The 3,217-nt window shown below is 28.9% G+C and carries 3 protein-coding genes; 1 reads left to right on the top strand and 2 read right to left on the bottom strand.

All coding sequences use genetic code 11. The features are described from left to right. Positions 1 to 325 (bottom strand): site-2 protease family protein (locus EZH24_RS09070; RefSeq protein WP_137998840.1); only part of this gene is annotated, 325 nt, incomplete at its 3' end. 44 nt (positions 326 to 369) lie between these two features. Further along, the gene (gene lgt, locus EZH24_RS09065; RefSeq protein ID WP_137998839.1) at positions 370 to 1,245 is read right to left on the bottom strand and encodes a prolipoprotein diacylglyceryl transferase; all 876 of its coding nucleotides are present in this window, start codon (positions 1,243 to 1,245) and stop codon (positions 370 to 372) included. A gap of 515 nt (positions 1,246 to 1,760) precedes the next feature. Between lgt and EZH24_RS09060 the strand changes: the two genes are divergently transcribed. Further along, positions 1,761 to 2,702, top strand: a complete 942-nt coding sequence (locus EZH24_RS09060) for a class I SAM-dependent methyltransferase (RefSeq protein ID WP_161976129.1) — start codon at positions 1,761 to 1,763, stop codon at positions 2,700 to 2,702. Positions 2,703 to 3,217: the final 515 nt, after the last annotated feature.

The raw sequence follows: 3,217 nt of genomic DNA, 5'->3' as shown, positions 1-3,217 counted from the left end.
AATTCGCAAAAGGTCCCGCAAACGAAACTATCGCTTGGTCTCTTTCAAAATTCTTAAAATGATTCGGATTAACGGGAACCGCTTTCATCCATCCTATTATTGGAATTCCCGTAAAAGCCGCAAGCAAAGGCAAAATAACAGTCCCTAAAATATCTATATGAGCCAGAGGATTTAAAGTTAATCTTCCCAAATCCCGCGCCGTCTTGTCTCCGAAATTATAAGCAACTCTAGCATGAGAATATTCATGAGCGCTCGCCGACATTATAAACACGAAATAAGATATAATTCCGATAGTCCATCTATTTGAAAATATTTCATCAACCATTTTATTTTCCGTTTAATTATTTTTTCTTCGTAATTTAATTTTAGTTAATCGGATTTTTTAGCGTAAGTATAAATCAGCATTACCGTTCCTACTATAACCATGCATATAGAATATATAGCGCCCGAAGTTATCGGTCCTATAGTCCATTCGGTTATATCTCTTGCAAACTGTTCTATAAAAGCTCTAAATAAACCGTATAACAACATCCAAACCCAAAGCCTCGTTCCCGTTTTTATTTTTTTATTCTTTTGACTCAAATATAAAATGAAATAAGAAACCAAAGCCAAAACCAATCCTTCCAAAACGGCTTCGTATAATTGCGAAGGATGTCTCGCTTCCGTATAAGGTCTTATCGCTGGAAACATAGCAGCCCATCTTTCGTATCCGCCAACGGAATCGTAGAGAGGAAACTTCATTCCTATAAAAGAATCCGTCACTCTTCCGTAAAGTTCCGCGTTCATAAAATTTCCGATTCGTCCGAAGAATAAACATAAACTCGATGGCAAAGTCGCATGGTCGCCTATATATAAAATTCTATAATGATATTTTTTGCTGAAAATAATTAAAGATACGCACATTCCTATAAATCCGCCATGAAACGACATTCCCGCAAACCCCGAAAAACTTATTCCGTTGTCGAAATTTATTCCCAATATTTCCCAAGGTTTCAAAAAAGTCGCTGGAGAATAAAATAAAAAATATCCTAATCTTGCTCCCGCTATCGCTCCCACCGCCGCGTAAAAAACCATATCGTAAACTCCGCCCTCATTGGAGTCGTTATATTTAATCCAGCCTTTCTTTTTTATACGGCTTAAAACCAAACAGGAAACTACTATTCCCACTATATACATAAGCCCATACCATCTTATTGGAATATTCGGCGAGAATACGAAAGGCGTTAAAAATTCTGGATATTTCATTTTGTTTTTTCCTCTTAATTATTTATTTAAAATTAAAATAAAGTAATTATAAACTAAAAATTAATTAAGTTATATTATATTAAAATATATATTGTGGCAAGCGTATAAAAGTCGTAATATATTGAAAAATATTTATTTAACCTATTGAGATATTTTTTATTTATGTTATATTTTTATTAAAATTAAACGGAATTAATAAATAAGGACTGTTAAGTTATGATTAATAACAACTACTGTATATGCATTTGCAACGCAACGCAAACAAGAATTATATCTTTTAATAAATAATTTTAAATTTTATATATTTCAATTTTTTAAGACGCTTAAATTTTTAGACATATATATCTATTTTGCAAAAAATAAGTTTATTATTTGCTTCCGCTTTTTTACGGGAACGATGGCAACTATTAAATTAATATATTCAATAAATAATTTATTCTTTATAAAAAACATACTTAAGCGCTATATCTTTTCAAGTCGCTATGACTATATTTTTAATTTTGGAGAAAATAAAAATGCTAATAAATAATCCTGAAAACTTTGACAACGATATATTAGACGAAATAAATTCAATTTTAGACGAAGAAACGCCTGGAAATAAATTAAGCGAAATGACATATTTGGAAAGAAAATTTTTAAATGGAATTATTAGATTAACAAAACCTAAAAAGATTTTGGAAGTCGGCGTAGCCGCTGGCGGAAGTTCGTCTATAATATTAAACGCCGTTAAAGATATGGACAATTCTATTTTATATTCTATTGATTATAACGAAAAATTTTATAGAGATAAAAGTAAAGACAGCGGATTTATAGTAAAAGAAAAATTTCCGCATTTGCTAAAAAATCGTAAGTTATATACGGGCGGAGTGTCGGCTAAATTTATGGATGAAATAGGAAACGATATAGATTTATGTTTGTTGGATACTATACATTCAAATCCTGGCGAATTTTTAGATTTCTTAATGGTATTGCCGTATATGAAAAAGAACGCCATTATAATTATACATGACATATTTGTGGCTCCGACAAATTTAATATTATTTAGCGCAATAAGAGGTGAGAAAATATTATTTAATGATAAAAATCAAATTTTTAAAAACTATGGAATTGGAGCGGTAATTTTAGACGACAATATCATGGATTTTATATTTGATTATTTTTTCTTATTAAAATTAAATTGGAATTATATGATTTCGGACGAAGACATCGAATATATAATAAGATTATTTCAAAGACATTATGATAAAGATACGGTGGATTTTTTTATAAAAGTTGTAAACGAAAATAAAAAAGAATTCTATTTAAATAAAATATTGTCGGATAATATTAAAAAAATTAATAAAATAGCTTGGTGGATACCGTTTAGAAAGACAAGAGATAATTTTAGAGAAAGAAAAATTAATCAATTAAAAAATAAGCTGGAAGAAAAAAATAAATTATATAAAATAAATCGTTAAAATTTATATAGCCTCGACTGTTAGGGCAAGCGGAATAAAATTTTCATTAGCATACGCTATAGGGGAAACTACATTATTTAAAACATATTTTGGAAATAGTTGGAGTATTTATAGTGATATAGATTATAATTCTACTCCGCCTACAATTAGCAGTGGCAATAAAGATTGCACTTTCACTTTGAAATTTAAAAAATTAAATAGCGGTTATGCATTATCAGACGAGGTTTTTCATTTAATGACTTCAGGATTAACTATTAGATTAATTTTAGACGATAAAGCTAATTGGCAATAAAGATTAATTTATATTGATAAGAATAGATAAGAAATGTAAAAAGACATCGTATTTAATGCGGTGTCTTTTTTATTTAATAGTCATTACGAGGCTATTTTAAACCGAAGTAATCCAAAGTTAAAGAAATTTTATACAAATTGGATTGCTTCATTTTCTCGCAATTACAATTTTTTTATTACCAAAAAAGAACAATATCCTTTGACATAATTAATTAAATGTTATA

Origin of the sequence: Brachyspira catarrhinii (assembly GCF_005518285.1) — a bacterium.
Classification (GTDB): Bacteria; Spirochaetota; Brachyspiria; order Brachyspirales; family Brachyspiraceae; genus Brachyspira; species Brachyspira catarrhinii.
The sequence above is the reverse complement of the archived record's forward strand: the minus strand, read 5'-3'. Positions and strand labels throughout refer to the sequence as shown.

Coding starts and splice junctions, on each gene's coding strand:
- EZH24_RS09060 (WP_161976129.1), top strand. CDS start 1,761: ATGCTAATAAATAATCCTGAAAACTTTGACAACGATATATTAGACGAA.
- lgt (WP_137998839.1), bottom strand. CDS start 1,245: ATGAAATATCCAGAATTTTTAACGCCTTTCGTATTCTCGCCGAATATT.